The 13,726-nt window shown below is 69.5% G+C and carries 12 protein-coding genes; 7 read left to right on the plus strand and 5 right to left on the minus strand.

Going from position 1 to position 13,726, the window contains the following annotated elements; genetic code table 11:
* Positions 1-39: 39 nt before the first annotated feature.
* The 7 genes from BBA86_RS01050 (at position 40) to BBA86_RS01080 (ending at position 7,895) form a co-directional block, all read left to right on the plus strand.
* Positions 40-1,554 carry an ABC transporter ATP-binding protein gene (locus BBA86_RS01050; RefSeq protein WP_065569850.1) on the plus strand — a complete coding sequence of 505 codons (1,515 nt, stop codon included), beginning with the start codon at positions 40-42 and terminating at the stop codon, positions 1,552-1,554.
* Positions 1,551-2,861: an ABC transporter permease gene (locus BBA86_RS01055; protein ID WP_065569851.1), complete on the plus strand. Its 1,311-nt coding sequence runs from the start codon at positions 1,551-1,553 to the stop codon at positions 2,859-2,861. The genes BBA86_RS01050 and BBA86_RS01055 overlap by 4 nt, the downstream gene beginning before the upstream one ends.
* Positions 2,858-4,144 (plus strand): ABC transporter permease, encoded by a 1,287-nt coding sequence (locus tag BBA86_RS01060; RefSeq protein ID WP_065569852.1) that lies wholly within the window; start codon positions 2,858-2,860, stop codon positions 4,142-4,144. The genes BBA86_RS01055 and BBA86_RS01060 overlap by 4 nt, the downstream gene beginning before the upstream one ends.
* A gap of 23 nt (positions 4,145-4,167) precedes the next feature.
* The gene (locus BBA86_RS01065) at positions 4,168-4,593 is read left to right on the plus strand and encodes a cytidine deaminase (RefSeq protein ID WP_081626489.1); all 426 of its coding nucleotides are present in this window, start codon (positions 4,168-4,170) and stop codon (positions 4,591-4,593) included.
* Complete coding sequence (locus BBA86_RS01070) at positions 4,590-5,882, plus strand: thymidine phosphorylase (protein WP_065569853.1); 1,293 nt, start codon at positions 4,590-4,592, stop codon at positions 5,880-5,882. The genes BBA86_RS01065 and BBA86_RS01070 overlap by 4 nt, the downstream gene beginning before the upstream one ends.
* A 23-nt stretch (positions 5,883-5,905) precedes the next feature.
* Positions 5,906-7,021 (plus strand): adenosine deaminase, encoded by a 1,116-nt coding sequence (locus tag BBA86_RS01075; protein WP_065569854.1) that lies wholly within the window; start codon positions 5,906-5,908, stop codon positions 7,019-7,021.
* A 214-nt stretch (positions 7,022-7,235) separates the two neighbouring features.
* A complete protein-coding gene (locus BBA86_RS01080) occupies positions 7,236-7,895 on the plus strand; it encodes a hypothetical protein (RefSeq protein ID WP_141677820.1) in 660 nt (219 codons plus the stop codon).
* Positions 7,896-7,965: 70 nt separating this feature from the next.
* On the opposite strand, the gene BBA86_RS01085 is transcribed toward BBA86_RS01080, so the two are convergent.
* The 5 genes from BBA86_RS01085 to ptsP form a co-directional block, all read right to left on the minus strand.
* Positions 7,966-8,724, minus strand: coding sequence for an alpha/beta hydrolase (locus BBA86_RS01085; protein WP_065569856.1), 759 nt, complete (start codon positions 8,722-8,724; stop codon positions 7,966-7,968).
* The gene (locus BBA86_RS01090) at positions 8,721-9,884 is read right to left on the minus strand and encodes a mannitol-1-phosphate 5-dehydrogenase (RefSeq protein ID WP_065569857.1); all 1,164 of its coding nucleotides are present in this window, start codon (positions 9,882-9,884) and stop codon (positions 8,721-8,723) included. Before BBA86_RS01090 ends, BBA86_RS01085 begins: the two co-directional genes overlap by 4 nt.
* Positions 9,881-10,321, minus strand: a complete 441-nt coding sequence (locus BBA86_RS01095; protein WP_065569858.1) for a PTS sugar transporter subunit IIA — start codon at positions 10,319-10,321, stop codon at positions 9,881-9,883. The genes BBA86_RS01090 and BBA86_RS01095 overlap by 4 nt, the downstream gene beginning before the upstream one ends.
* A 79-nt stretch (positions 10,322-10,400) precedes the next feature.
* A complete protein-coding gene (locus BBA86_RS01100) occupies positions 10,401-12,026 on the minus strand; it encodes a PTS mannitol transporter subunit IICB (RefSeq protein ID WP_065569859.1) in 1,626 nt (541 codons plus the stop codon).
* 29 nt (positions 12,027-12,055) lie between these two features.
* Positions 12,056-13,723 carry a phosphoenolpyruvate--protein phosphotransferase gene (gene ptsP / locus BBA86_RS01105; protein WP_083199390.1) on the minus strand — a complete coding sequence of 556 codons (1,668 nt, stop codon included), beginning with the start codon at positions 13,721-13,723 and terminating at the stop codon, positions 12,056-12,058.
* Between the last annotated feature and the right edge of the window lie 3 nt (positions 13,724-13,726).

Consider the following 13,726-nt stretch of genomic DNA (forward strand, 5'->3'; position numbering starts at 1 on the left):
GGCGGGTGCTTCCAGACACCCGCCGGATAGGGTTCTCGTATGAAGCTCGAGCTCCGCGGAATCACCAAGAGATTCGGCAGCCTCGTCGCCAACGATCACATCGACCTCGTGGTCGAGCCGGGGGAGATCCACGCTCTCCTCGGTGAGAACGGCGCCGGCAAATCCACACTCATGAACGTCCTGTACGGCCTGTACCGCGCCGATGAAGGTCAGATCCTCCTGGACGACGCCGTCCAGAATTTCCGGGGTCCCGGCGACGCGATGACGGCCGGCATCGGCATGGTGCATCAGCACTTCATGCTCATCCCCGTCTTCACCGTCGCCGAGAACGTGATGCTCGGTCACGAGAAGACGAAGGGGCTCGGACGCCTCGATCTGGCTCAGGCCCGCGATCACGTCCGCGCCGTCGCGGACCGGTTCGGATTCCAGATCGACCCGGACGCGCTCGTCGGCGACCTTCCCGTCGGCGTCCAGCAGCGGGTCGAGATCATCAAGGCGCTCTCGCGCGACGCGAAGGTCCTCGTCTTCGACGAGCCGACCGCGGTGCTCACTCCGCAGGAGACCGATGAGCTCATGGGGATCATGCGCCAGCTGCGCGACGAGGGGACGTCCATCGTCTTCATCACCCACAAGCTCCGCGAGGTCCGCGAAGTGGCGGACCGGATCACGGTCGTCCGGCTCGGCAAGATCGTCGGCACAGCCTCGCCCACGGCGACGAACGCCGAGCTGGCGTCGTTGATGGTGGGTCGCGCCGTCGAGCTCACGGTGCAGAAGGAGCCGGCCACCGTACGAGAGGGCGGGCTCGAAGTCCGCGATCTCCGCGTGCTCACTCCGAGCGGAGCGATCGTCGTCGACGATGTGTCGTTCGATGTCCGGCCGGGGGAGATCCTCGCCGTCGCAGGCGTGCAAGGGAACGGCCAGACCGAGTTGGTCGAGGCGATCGTCGGCCTCGCCGCCCGCACCGAGGGGTCGATCCGCCTCGACGGTACCGAGCTGGTGGGAAAGACCGTCCGCAGCATCCTCGACGCCGGCGTCGGCTTCGTTCCCGAAGACCGGAAGGAAGACGGGCTGGTGGGCGGCTTCTCCGTCGCGGAGAACCTCATCCTCGACCGGTCGACCGACCCGGCATTCTCTCGCGCAGGCACCATCCGGCGCGCTGAGCTCGATGCGTTCGCTCGCGCCCGCATCGAGGAGTACGACATCCGCACGCGCGGCCCGGAGACTCCCGCAGGCACGCTGTCGGGCGGAAACCAGCAGAAGGTCGTCATCGCTCGCGAGATGAGCCGCGACCTCAAGCTCTTCGTCGCCGCGCAGCCCACGCGCGGCGTGGACGTCGGCTCCATCGAGTTCATCCACAAGCGCATCGTGGAGACCCGGGATGCCGGCATCCCGGTGATCGTCGTCTCGACCGAACTCGACGAGGTCACGGCCCTCGCAGACCGCATCGCTGTCATGTACCGAGGCCGCGTCGTCGGCATCGTTCCCGGTGACACCCCCCGCGACACCCTCGGCCTCATGATGGCCGGCGCAACCGACCCGGAGGTGGCTGCATGAGCGGCACCACGCCCGGCGCCGCCGACGCGGCGCACCCCGCCGAACAACTCCCGACGGCGAGCGGACCGCTGACAGGGGAGAAGGAGCCGAAGGAGCCCTCGCGGACCGACGTCTTCTTCCGTGAACTCATGCGCGGCAGCGCCGTGACCACGCTCCTCGCCGTCGTCCTCGCGCTGATCGTCGGCGGCATCCTCATCGCCGTGACCAACGAAGACGTCGAGCGGACCAGTGGATACTTCTTCGCGCGCCCCACGGACACGCTCGTCGCCGCGTGGAACGCGGTCTACAACGGGTACGAAGCGCTGTTCCGCGGCGCGATCTTCAACCCTCGCGTGACGGACTTCGCCGCGCAGATCCGGCCGCTGACGAACTCGCTCGGATTCGCCGCTCCTCTCATCGCCGCGGGCCTCGGTGTCGCGCTCGCGTTCCGCGTGGGCCTGTTCAACATCGGTGCGCGCGGTCAGATGCTCGTCGGCGCCCTCTTCGCCGGGTTCTTCGCCTTCAACCTCGATCTGCCGCTGCTGATCCATCTGCCGATCACGCTGCTCGCAGGCATCCTCGGCGGAGCGATCTGGGGCGGTCTCGTCGGCCTTCTGAAGGCACGCACCGGCGCGCACGAGGTGATCCTCACGATCATGCTCAACTACGTCGCCTACTACCTGCTCCTGTGGATGCTGCGCACCCCCGGACTCCTGCAGGCCGAGGGGACCAATCAGCCGCAGTCGCAGCCGACGCCCGCGACCGCGCAGTTCCCGGATCTGCTCGGTCCGATGTTCCCGCAGCTCGACTGGGGCTTCGTCATCGTCGTCATCGCGACGGTGTTCGTCTGGTGGCTCATCGAGCGCTCCAGCCTGGGCCTGCGCATGCGCGCGGTGGGTGAGAACCCCCATGCCGCACGCGCGGGCGGCATCAACGTCGAGCGCATCTACGTCTACGCCATGGTCTTCGCCGGCGGCCTCGCCGGTCTCGCGGCCATGAACCAGATCCAGGGCAACGTCACGACCGGCTTCGCCGCGACCATCGACGCCGGCATCGGCTTCGACGCGATCACCGTGGCCCTGCTCGGACGCAGCCGCGCGTGGGGGACCTTCGCCGCCGGCATCCTGTTCGGCGCACTCAAGGCGGGGTCGTTCTCGATGCAGGCGCAGGGCATCCCGGTCGACATCGTGCTCGTCGTCCAGTCGCTCGTCGTGCTCTTCATCGCCGCGCCGCCCCTGCTGCGCGCCGTGTTCTTCCTGCCCAAGACCGAGATCGAGAAGGCGGACAAGGCGCGAGCCAAGGCCGCGAAGAAGGCGGTGTCGGCATGAGCGCTCCTGCTCCCGCACTCGAGTCCGACGGCACCATCCAGCTGGCCGTCGTCAAGGAACGGCACATCAAGGTGCCCCTCGTGTTCGGCGTCGTCGTCGTCCTCATGGCGCTGCTGTTCCTGCTGGTGCCTCGCGGCGTCACCACGACGTTCCGACTCGGTGACGCGACGTCGTCCATCGCCGTGCCCGACCTCGCCGTCCCCACGGGGGCGACGAGTTGGGTGATGGTCGTCCTCCTGGTGGTGCTCGCGGCCCTCGCCGGCTGGAACGCGTGGAACTACCGCCGGACGCCGCTCTGGCTGACCACCGCCTTCTCGGTGATCGCCGTCGTGGCGTTCATCGTGTGGGCCGCGGCCGGCGGGATCTTCCCCGTCACGAGCCTCCTGTTCGGTGCCGTCTCGCTGTCGGTCCCGCTCGTGTTCGGCGCCCTGGGCGGCGTCATCGGCGAACGCGTCGGTGTCGTCAACGTCGCCATCGAGGGGCAGCTGCTCCTCGGCGCCTTCTCGGCGGCCCTCCTGTCGAGCATCACCGGCAACCCCTTCGTCGGTCTGTTCGGGGCGATGATCGGTGGCGTCCTGGTGTCGTTCGTCCTCGCGGCGTTCGCCATCAAGTACCTCGTCGATCAGGTGATCGTCGGCGTCGTCCTCAATGTCCTCGTCACCGGACTCACCGGATTCCTGTACGGGGCGCTGCTCGTTCCCAACGAGGACACCCTGAACCAGCCCGAGCGGTTCGGCCGCATCGAGATCCCGCTCCTGAGCGAGATCCCGATCATCGGCCCGGTCCTGTTCAACCAGACCTTCATCGTGTACCTCATGTACATCACGGTCGCCGTGGTCTCGTGGGGCCTGTACCGCACGCGCTGGGGCCTCCGCCTCCGCGCCGTGGGGGAGCACCCGCAGGCGGCCGACACGGTGGGCATCAAGGTCAACATGACGCGGTTCTGGAACGTCTCGCTCGCGGGCGCGATCGCCGGAATCGGCGGTGCGTACTTCACGCTCGTCTCCGTGCCCCAGTTCGGCAAGGAGATGACCGCCGGCCTCGGCTTCATCGCCCTCGCCGCCGTCATCTTCGGGCGGTGGGATCCGATCCGCGCGACGCTCGCCGCGCTCTTGTTCGGGTTCGCGACGAACCTGCAGAATCAGCTCACCGTGCTGGACACCCCCATCCCCAGCGAATTCATGCTGATGCTGCCGTACGTCGTGACGATCCTCGCGGTCGCCGGGTTCGCCGGCCAGATCCGCGGACCCGCGGCAGCGGGCAAGCCCTACATCAAGGGCTGACACGGGATGCCGCGACCCGCGGCATCCGCTCATCTACAGAGGAAGAAGTCGTGACCGACATCGATTGGGACGAGCTGCGTTCGGCAGCCGTCGAGGCCATGGAGAAGGCGTACGCGCCGTACTCCCGTTACCGAGTGGGCGCCGCGGCGCTCGTGAGCGACGGGCGGATCGTGACCGGCTGCAACGTCGAGAACGCGTCCTACGGCGTCGGCCTGTGCGCCGAGTGCGGCCTGGTCGGGAACCTCCACATGACCGGCGGCGGCGAGCTCGTCGCGTTCGTGTGCGTCAACAACGACGGCGAGACGATCATGCCGTGCGGGCGCTGCCGGCAGCTGCTCAACGAGTTCGCGATCCCCGGGATGCTGCTCGAGACGGTCTCGGGTATCCGCACGATCGACGAGGTCCTGCCCGACGCCTTCGGTCCCCGCGACCTGGAGGCCGCCCGATGAGCGCGGTCGAGGCGTTCGACGCCGTCGACGTCATCCGCACCAAGCGCGACGGCGGAGCGGTCCCCGAGGAGGCCTTGCGCTGGATGATCGACGCGTACACGCGGGAGTACGTCGCCGACTCGCAGATGGCCGCGTTCGCGATGGCGGTCCTGCTCAACGGCATGAGCCGCGACGAGATCCGCGTCATGACCGACGCGATGATCGCGTCGGGGGAGCGGATGAGCTTCGCAGGCCTCGGCAAGCCGACCGTCGACAAGCACTCCACCGGCGGTGTGGGCGACAAGATCACCCTCCCGCTCGCCCCGCTCGTCGCGGCGTTCGGCGTCGCCGTGCCCCAGCTGTCGGGCCGCGGCCTCGGCCACACCGGCGGGACGCTCGACAAGCTCGAGGCCATCCCCGGCTGGCGCGCAGCCCTCAGCAACGACGAGATGATCGCGCAGATGCGCGACGTCGGCGCCGTCATCTGCGCGGCCGGCTCGGGTCTCGCGCCGGCGGACAAGCGCCTCTACGCGCTCCGCGACGTCACCGGCACGGTCGAGGCGATCCCGCTCATCGCCTCGAGCATCATGTCGAAGAAGATCGCCGAGGGCACCGACTCGCTCGTCCTCGACGTGAAGTTCGGCTCCGGCGCGTTCATGCAGGACGTCGACAAGGCACGCGAGCTCGCGCGCACGATGGTCGCGCTCGGCACCGACTCGGGCGTCGCCACGACCGCACTGCTCACCGACATGAACACGCCCCTCGGCCTCGCCATCGGCAACGCCAACGAGGTCCGCGAGTCCGTCGAGGTGCTCGCCGGCGGCGGCCCCGCCGACGTCGTCGAGCTGACGGTCGCGCTCGCGCGCGAGATGCTCGCCCTCGCAGGTCAGCCCGACGCCGACGTGGAGGCCGCGCTGAAGGACGGCCGCGCCATGGACTCGTGGCGACGGATGATCCGGGCGCAGGACGGCGATCCGGATGCCGCACTCCCGACCGCCCGTGAGACTCACACCGTCACCGCGACCGAGTCCGGCGTGGTCACGCGGCTCGAAGCCCTCCCGTTCGGGATCGCCGCCTGGCGTCTCGGCGCCGGACGCGCCCGCGCACAGGACCCCGTCATCCACGCCGCCGGCATCGACCTGCACGTGAAGCCGGGCGACACCGTGACCGCCGGACAACCGCTGTTCACCCTCCTCGCCGAGGATGACAAGAGGTTCGCGCGTGCCGCCGAGGCGCTCGACGGTGCCTGGGAGATCGGTGCGGAAGCCCCGGCATCCACCCCGCTCGTCCTCGAGCGCATCACCGCCTGAACCCCTCACGACAGGACTGCACAATGGCCATCGATCAGCACGGTGACGCGAAGCTCGAGGGCGTCTCTATCCGCTCGCTCCCCAAGGTGTCGCTGCACGACCACCTCGATGGTGCGCTGCGCCCGCAGACGATCATCGAGCTCGCCGAGGAGGCGGGCGTCGAGGTCCCCGAGGCTGCGGCCGACGACCTCGCCGACTGGTTCGAGGACCAGTCGGACTCCGGCTCGCTCGTCGAATACCTGAAGACGTTCGACCTGACCGTCGCGGTCATGCAGACCCGGGACGGACTGCGTCGGGTCGCGAAGGAGTTCGTCGAGGATCTCGCCGCCGACGGCGTGATCTACGGCGAGGTGCGGTGGGCCCCCGAGCAGCACCTGCAGGGCGGCCTGAGCCTCGATGAGGTCGTGGAAGCCGTGCAGGAGGGCATCGAGGAGGGCGAGGACTCGATCGAGGGATCGGGCCGCGACATCCGCGTCGGTCAGCTCATCACTGCGATGCGACACACCGACCGGTCTCTCGAGATCGCCGAGCTCGCCGTCCGCCACCGCGGACGGGGGGCTGTCGGGTTCGACATCGCCGGCCCCGAGGCGGGGTTCCCGCCGTCGAACCTGCGCCCCGCGTTCGACTACCTGGCATCCGTCTTCTTCCCCGCCACGGTCCACGCCGGTGAGGCGGCCGGTCTCGATTCCATCCGCTCCGCGCTGATCGATGGGCGCGCGCTGCGCCTCGGGCACGGTGTCCGCATCGCCGAGGACCTCGACGTCGTCGAGCAGAAGGGCGAGGAGGTGCAGGTCCGCTTCGGCGACCTGGCCCGCTGGGTGCGCGACCGGGAGATCCCGCTGGAGCTCTCGCCGTCGTCGAACCTGCAGACCGGCGCGATCGCCGCGTGGGGCACGCAGCTCGAGGACCACCCCTTCGACCTGCTGTACCAGCTCGGCTTCGCCGTCACCGTGAACGTCGACAACCGCACCATGAGCCGCACCTCGCTGACCCGCGAGCTGAAGCTCCTCGCCGACGCATTCGAGTACACGCTCGACGACCTCGAGGCGTTCCAGCTGAACGCTGCGGCGGCCGCCTTCCTGACGATCGAGGAGCGCGAGGAGCTCATCGAGCTGATCGGCGAGGGCTTCTCGGCCTGACGGGGGTTTCGAGGTCCCGATCGGGCCGGGTATGGCGCTCTCATACCCAGCCCGATCGGGACCTCGCCCTTTCTCCCCAGCCCCAGCGTCGCGAGGGCTGTCCCCGAGGGGTGGGGAGGCGTGACTCCGAGCGGATGCCGTCGGTCACGCTTCCCGGATGCGGCCGTGGCAGTTCTTCAGCCACAGCACGGCCCTCGCCCTCTACGGGGTCCCCATGCCATCCGATCGCCGGTCGCGTCTGCTCCACGTCGCCGCGCGTCGGCCTGATCGTGAGCCGCGCGTCGCGGGCGTCGTCGGTCATCGCCTCGGTCAGCGCACACCGGACATCCGCGTCGTCGACGGGCTGCGCGTCGAGCATTCGGTGAAGGCGTGGCGTCATGTCGCATCGTGGTGGGGTCGTACCGAGCTCGTCGTCGCCGGGGACTTCCTCGTCGGACGACAGGGGGTGGTCACCCTCGACGAGCTGACACGCGAGGTGGTGACGGGATCAGGGCGCGGACAAGCAGCGCTCGAGTCGGCGTTGGCTGATGTCCGTGTCGGAGCCGAGTCACCGACCGAGACCCGGCTGCGGCTCGTCCTGTGTGCCGCAGGGCTGCCTGAGCCGCTCCTGAACCCCGTCATCACGGCGCCGGACGGGCGGTTCGTCGCCCGCCTCGACCTCGCCTACGCACCCTGGCGGGTCGCAGTGGAGTACGACGGGCGGCAGCATGCGGAGGATCGTGCGCAGTTCGAGCGCGATGCCGACCGGTGGGACGACATCCGCCAACAGGGGTGGGTGCTCGTTCGCATCCTGCGCCACCATCTGCACGGCGACGGGCGGATCGCGGTGCGCATGGTCGCGGGAGCGCTCCGGGCGGCGGGATGGACGCCGTAACCCGCCGAGGTCCCACTCTGGCCGGATAACGCGGGTGCGTACCCGGCCGGAGTGGGACTTCGACCGCGAGTCAGAGACGGGCGAGCAATTCCGCGACGGATGCCGTGATCTCCGCCGTCATGGCGGGGTCGTCGATCGTGGGGGTGCCGTCGCCGGCCTGCGGGCCGTAGTCGCCGAAGGAGGCGTGCGAAGCGCCGGGGATCTCGACGAATTCCGCGTCGGCGGGCAGCATGCCGCGGGCATCCTGGATCTTCTCCGGCGTTGAGAGGCCGTCCTCGGAGCCCGAGATACTGAGCGTCGGCAGGCCGGAATCCGACAGATCGTTCGCGCAGTACGAGGCGAACAGCACCAGGCCGTCGGCATCCGGTGCGAGCTGGCACGCGCGCACCCCGCCGAGGGAGTGTCCGCCGACGAGCCAGGTGTCGACGCGGGGCGCGGCATCGGTGAACGTCGACAACGGCCGGGGGTCGAAGAAGGCGAGGTTCAGCCAGGGGCGGGTGATGACGACCGTCATCCCGTCCTCGGCGACGAGTCCCGACAGCTTCGCCTCGTACGCCTCGGCGTCGACCTTTGCGCCGGGGATGAAGACCAGCCCGACGGTGCTCTCCCCGGAGGCCGGCGACATCACCACGTTGCCGCCGGTGTCGGACACGGCGACCCGGTCGTCCTCGCGCACCGAGGCGAGCGGTCCGGCCTCGGCGCCCATGACGCCGACCTGGCTCCAGATCACGATGCCGAGGACGCCGGCGACGAGCAGCCCCGCTACGGACAGCAGCACGATCGAGACGATGCGCCGTGCCCGCGAGCGGGGCCGCTTCGAGGCGCTCACGCGCTGTAGACGCCGAGTTCGGTCTGCCGCTGGGCGACTTCCTCCTGTACGCGAGCGAACAGGGGGTGGCTCGGCTCGAGACCGGTGACGGATGCCGTGAAGGCCGCGGCATCCTCGGTCCGGATGCGCTCCTGCAACTCGACGGCCTGCGGGTCGGCGGCGTCCTCGAAGCGCAGTGCGGCCGCGATCGCGGCGATGAGTCCGTCGACGCCGAGACCGCGCTCGGCGGCAGCAGAGGCGGGGCCGACGAAGCGCTCGTGGCGCGACAGCTTGCGCAGCGGCTGGCGGCCGACGCGCTGCACGGTGTCGGGCAGGGCTTCGTTCGAGAACCGCTCGAGGATCGTCGCTCGGTACTCGGCGAGCTCGGCCGGGTCGAGCCCGTGCGCGGCCGCGAGGAAGGCGGAGGTCTCCTCCAGCGCCTGCTCGACCTTGCTCCGGATGCCGGGGTCCGTCAGAGCATCGGAGATCCGAGTGATCCCCGCGGCAGCGCCGAAGTAGGCGGTGGCGGCGTGGCCGGTGTTGACCGTGAAGAGCTTCCGCTCGATGTAGGGAGCGAGGTCGTCGACGAAGTGAGCGCCGGGGATGTTCGGCAGGTCGTCGCCGAACGGTCCGCGCTCGATGGCCCACTCGAAGAACGGCTCGACCGTCACGTCGACGCCGGCGCCCTCGGGCTGGCCGGGGACGATGCGGTCGACGGCGGTGTTGGCGAACACGGCGCGCGTGGAGAGGTCGCCCCAGGCATCACCGGCGAGCTTCTCGATCTCGCCGCGCAGGGTGTCGGTGGCGCCGATCGCGTTCTCGCACGCCATGACCTGCAGCGGCTTCGCGTCGGCGGCGCGCCGGGCGAGGCCCTCGAGGATGTGCGGTGCGACGAACGGCAGGATGTTGGGCCCGACGGCGGTCGTCACGACGTCGGCCGAAGCGACCTCGTCGGCGACCGCATCCGGATCGGCCTGGCTGTTCAGCGCGCGGAAACCGGTGACGGTCTTGTCTCCTCCGCCCGGTCCGACCTCGTGGACGGTGTATTCGGATGCCGCGTTGATGGTCTCGACGAGGGTCGGGGCGACGTCGGAGAAGACGAGGTCGTACCCGCCTTCGTGCAGGAGCAGGCCGACGAAGCCGCGCCCGATGTTGCCGGCGCCGAAGTGGACGGCTTTCATGCGTTGTTCACCGTCGCGAGCAGCTCGTAGAGCTCCTCGGGCGTCTGCGCGGCCTTGAGCTTCGCGACCTCGTCGTCCTCGGAGAACAGGAGCGCGATCTGCGAGAGGATCTCGAGGTGCTCGTCGCCCTTGCCGGCGATGCCGACGACGAACGAGACGTGCTCGCCGCCCCAGTCCACTCCGCCGTCGTAGCGGACGAAGGAGAGTGCGGAGTCGAGGATGGCCTCTTTCGTCTCGTTGGTTCCGTGGGGGATCGCGAGCTCGTTGCCCATATAGGTCGAGACGGCGACCTCGCGCTGCTGCATCGCATCGAAGTAGGCGCTCGTCACGGCGCCGGCGGCCTCGAGGATGTCGGCGGCCTCCTTCATGGCCTGTTCCTGGCTGACGGAGCCGGAGTGGATGCGGATCTGGCCGAGGGTGAGGACTTCGCGAGCCATGACGTTCTCCTTCTGAGGGGGTGGAAAAAAGGATGCTGCGGGGTCGGGACCATTGTTCCCGACCCCGCAGCGGTGTGCATCAGGCGTCGCCGCGCTGGCGACGCACCATCTCGACGACCTCGTCGTACTTCGGCGAGTTCATGAAGTTGTCGACCGAGACGTGCAGGGAGTCGGGGGTGACCCCGCGCGCACGGTCGGTCAGCTGCTGCTGCGTGATGACCAGGTCGGCCGACGGGTCGAGGTTCGCGATCGCCTTGTTGGTGACCGTGACGCCCTCGACGCCCGCCTTCTTGAACTTGTTGCGGAGCACGCTCGCGCCCATCGCGGACGATCCCATGCCGGCGTCGCACGCGAACACGACGTTCGTGATCTCGCGCTCGGCGACGGCGGTGCCGGCAGGGGCGGATGCGGCGGCTGTCGCCGTACCCGAGCCGCGGAGGGCGTCCATCGCGGACGAGGACTTGCCCTTGTTGGCCTCGGTCTGAGCGATCGCGGCGTCGAAGGTGTCACCCTCGGCGGCGAGGTCGCGCTTGCGGGACGCCCGCAGGATGACAGCGGTGATGAGGAACGTGACGACAGCTGCGACGACGACGGATGCGTAGACGACGAGCAGGTTCGGCACGCCGGCGCCGATCGCCGCCGCCGTGACCGCGATGATGCTGCCGGGAGCGGCGGGGAACTGGAGTCCGCCGTTGAACAGCATGTTGACGGTCACACCGCTTGCGCCACCGGCGATCAGCGCGAGGATCGTGGCGGGCTTGCTCAGTGCGTACGGGAAGTAGATCTCGTGGATGCCGCCGACGAACTGGATGATGGCGGCGCCCGGTGCGGATGCCTTCGCCTGTCCGACGCCGAAGAACGTGAACGCGAGCAGCAGGCCGAGGCCCGGGCCGGGGTTCGCCTCGATGAGGAACAGGATCGACTTGCCGGCATCCTCGACCTGCTGGAGGGCCAGCGGCGTGAACACACCGTGGTTGATGGCGTTGTTGAGGAAGAGCACCTTCGCCGGCTCGACGAAGATCGACAGCAGCGGCAGCAGGCTGAGCGACACGAGCCAGTCGACGATCCCGCCGAGCAGTCGGCCGATTCCGAGCATGAGCGGACCGAATGCGAAGAAGCCGAAGATCGCGAGGAGCATGCCGAGGATGCCCGCGGAGAAGTTGTTGACGAGCATCTCGAAGCCGGGCTTGATCTTGCCGTCCCACAGCTTGTCCATCTGCTTGGTGACCCACGCGGCGAGCGGGCCCATGATCATCGCGCCGAGGAACATCGGCTGGTCGGTGCCGACGATGACACCCATGACGGCGATCGTCGCCACGACACCACCGCGGGCGTCGTAGACCATCCGGCCGGCGGTGTTCGCGATCAGAAGGGGCAGAAGGTAGGTCACCATCGCCCCGACGATGCCGACGTAGCCCGTATAGGTGCCGTTGTCGCCTTCCGTCAGGGTGGTGCGTGCACCCTCCCAACCGATGGCGGCGACGTCGCCACCGCCGCCGAGGATCTCCGCGACCGGGAACCAGTGCCAGCCGAAGGGACTGTTGGCACCGAAGAACCCATCGGGGATGAAGAGCATGGTGATGAAGCCCCATGCGATGAACGCCGCGATGTTGGGCATGATCATGCCCGACAGGAAGGTTCCGAATCGCTGCACGCCGACGCGTGCGCGGCTCGGACCGCGTGTGGCTGTAGTCGCCGTTGACATGTGCTGTGTCTCCTTTGGTGTGCCGCGGTTCATGCGGCGGTGTGCTGTGCTGCGGCGTCCTGGGCCGCGGCTCGGGCGGATGCCGCATCGGATGCGGCGAGGGCTGCTTCGGCGATGCGCTCGGCGTCGTCGAGGCTGTGGTGCAAGAGGGTGGCGCGTACGTCTGCGAGCGCCGTCGGTGCCATAGAGAGCGTCGTCGCGCCGAGGCCGACGAGGACGACGGCGAGCAGCGGGTCGGCCGCGGCCTCACCGCAGATGCCGATCGGCTTGCCGGTGGCGCGTCCGCCGTCGCCCGTCGCCTTGACGAGGTGCAGGACGGCGGGATGCCACGGGTCCTGGAACGAGGAGACCGAACCCAGCAGGCGGTCGGCCGCCAGCGTGTACTGGGTCAGGTCGTTCGTCCCGATCGAGGCGAAGTCGGCGTGGGCGAGGACCTTGTCGGCGAGCAGCGCGGACGAGGGGACCTCGACCATGACGCCTGCCGTCTTGATGCCGTACTCCTTCGCGAGGGTGACGAAGTACTCGGTCTCCTCGACGGTCGACACCATCGGAGCCATGACCCAGAGGTCGGCCTCGGTGGCGGCATCCGCGTTCGCGAGGGCGGTGAGCTGCTCGCGCAGGATGTCCTCGCTGGCGCGCAGTGCGCGGAGACCGCGGAGGCCGAGCGCCGGGTTCTCCTCGTGCGCGTCGTTGAGGAAGGCGAGCGGCTTGTCGGCACCGGCATCCAGTGCGCGGACGACGACCTTCTTGCCGGGGAACGCCTGCAGCAGCTCGGTGTACGCCTTCGTCTGCTCCTCGACGGTCGGCGCCTGTGACGAGCTCAGGAAGAGGAACTCGGTGCGGAACAGGCCCACGCCCTCGGCGCCGAGCTCGACGGCCTTCGCGGCGTCCTGCGGCTTGCCGAGGTTCGCGAGCAGCGGCACGGCGGTCCCGTCCGCGAGCGCACCCGGCGTGATGGGCGCGTCCGCCGCGGCGGCGCGGTCCGCCTCACGACGTTCGGCCTGGGCGATGTCGTCATCGGTCGGCTGGGTGGTGACGACGCCGGCTGCGGCGTCGACGACGACCGTCTCGCCTTCGGCGAGGTCAGCCGCACCGCGGACGCCGACGACCGCGACGATGGACTTCTCACGGGCGAGGATCGCGGTGTGCGAGGTCGGCCCGCCCTCGGTCGTCACGAGCGCGAGGACCTTGTCGAGGTCGAGGAGCGCGGTGTCGGCGGGAGCGAGGTCCTTGGCCACCAGGACGAACGGATGCCCCGGGTCGGGGACTCCGGGAGCGGCGACGCCCCGGAGGTGCGCGATGACGCGCTGGGCGACGTCGTCGAGGTCGGCGGCGCGCTCGCCGAGGTAGCCGCCCATCGCGGAGAGCGTGTCGCGGAACGACGCGAAGGCGTCGAAGACGGCGAACTCGGCGGTCTTGCCGGCGCCGATGCGGTTCGTGACCTCTTCTTCGAGCGCCGGGTCCTCGGCCATCATGGCCTGCGCCTCGAGCACCTCCTGCGCTGCGCCGCCTGCGGTCTCGCCGCGCTGCTCCAGTTCGCGGGCGACCGCCTCGATCGCGGCGCGGACGCGCGCGGTCTCCTCGTCGGCGCTCCGTGCGCTCTTCTCGTCCTTCGGCGCCGGCAGCGGCTCCGCCATCCGTGCGATGGGGCCGTGGCTCACGCCCAGGCCGATTCCTACTCCTCGAAGCTCAGTCATGTG

The organism is Microbacterium oleivorans (assembly GCF_001691565.1).
In the GTDB taxonomy this organism is placed as follows: Bacteria; Actinomycetota; Actinomycetes; order Actinomycetales; family Microbacteriaceae; genus Microbacterium; species Microbacterium oleivorans_B.

Excerpts from the sequence above, each read along its gene's own strand:
- BBA86_RS01060 (WP_065569852.1), top strand. The coding sequence starts at position 2,858 with ATGAGCGCTCCTGCTCCCGCACTCGAGTCCGACGGCACCATCCAGCTG.
- BBA86_RS01080 (WP_141677820.1), top strand. The coding sequence starts at position 7,236 with ATGCCATCCGATCGCCGGTCGCGTCTGCTCCACGTCGCCGCGCGTCGG.
- BBA86_RS01055 (WP_065569851.1), top strand. The coding sequence starts at position 1,551 with ATGAGCGGCACCACGCCCGGCGCCGCCGACGCGGCGCACCCCGCCGAA.
- BBA86_RS01100 (WP_065569859.1), bottom strand. The coding sequence starts at position 12,026 with ATGTCAACGGCGACTACAGCCACACGCGGTCCGAGCCGCGCACGCGTC.
- ptsP (WP_083199390.1), bottom strand. The coding sequence starts at position 13,723 with ATGACTGAGCTTCGAGGAGTAGGAATCGGCCTGGGCGTGAGCCACGGC.
- BBA86_RS01075 (WP_065569854.1), top strand. The coding sequence starts at position 5,906 with ATGGCCATCGATCAGCACGGTGACGCGAAGCTCGAGGGCGTCTCTATC.
- BBA86_RS01050 (WP_065569850.1), top strand. The coding sequence starts at position 40 with ATGAAGCTCGAGCTCCGCGGAATCACCAAGAGATTCGGCAGCCTCGTC.
- BBA86_RS01095 (WP_065569858.1), bottom strand. The coding sequence starts at position 10,321 with ATGGCTCGCGAAGTCCTCACCCTCGGCCAGATCCGCATCCACTCCGGC.
- BBA86_RS01070 (WP_065569853.1), top strand. The coding sequence starts at position 4,590 with ATGAGCGCGGTCGAGGCGTTCGACGCCGTCGACGTCATCCGCACCAAG.
- BBA86_RS01090 (WP_065569857.1), bottom strand. The coding sequence starts at position 9,884 with ATGAAAGCCGTCCACTTCGGCGCCGGCAACATCGGGCGCGGCTTCGTC.